At 60.5% G+C, this 607-nt stretch carries 2 protein-coding genes; both read left to right on the forward strand.

All coding sequences use genetic code 11. From position 1 onward, the window contains the following. The first annotated feature begins 10 nt into the window (after positions 1-10). On the forward strand, positions 11-160 hold the full coding sequence (locus LJY25_RS21490; protein ID WP_227610434.1) for a T9SS type B sorting domain-containing protein: 150 nt from the start codon (positions 11-13) through the stop codon (positions 158-160). A 118-nt stretch (positions 161-278) separates the two neighbouring features. Beyond that, positions 279-607 (forward strand): DUF7948 domain-containing protein (locus tag LJY25_RS21145; RefSeq protein WP_227610433.1); only part of this gene is annotated, 329 nt, incomplete at its 3' end.

Raw genomic sequence — 607 nt, forward strand, 5'->3', positions numbered from 1 at the left:
CGAGCTGAGCGTGTACTCGCGCTGGGGCCAGCGCGTGTTCTACAGGGCCGACTACCACAATGACTGGGATGCCAAGGACCTGCCCGAGGGGGCCTACTACTACCTGCTCAAAACCGCCGATGGAAGAGCCGCCAAAGGATGGATGCAGCTAACCAAATAAACTTTTTTACTTCTTGCCAGCAGAGCCGGACCAGCAGCACGCCAACGCTCGTCCGGCTCTGTCATTTGCTATAAAGCCCATCCCAGGACCTTACACAAATCTTTAACTTCTCTATCGTATGCGTCGCACTTTACTTATCTATCTGTCATTTCTGCTGCTGCCTGTGCTGAGTCGGGCGGCTGACCCGGCCAGCGCCCGGAGCCTGGAATTTGTTGAGAACCGGGGACAGTGGGATGCCCGGGCCCGCTTTGCCGCCGACCTGCCCACCGGCCGCCTGTACCTGGGTTCCGCCAGCTTTACGTACGTACTGGTTGACGGTCCTTCGCCGCACGCCCACCAGCCCAAAGGCTCCGCTGAAGCCCCTAAGCTAACCAAGGCGCACGCGTACACAGTGGAGTTCGAGGGAGCCCTGGGCTCGGGCCGGGTGCAGGGCGAAGAAGCGCTGGG

Origin of the sequence: Hymenobacter translucens (assembly GCF_020685205.1) — a bacterium.
Lineage (GTDB): Bacteria > Bacteroidota > Bacteroidia > Cytophagales > Hymenobacteraceae > Hymenobacter > Hymenobacter translucens.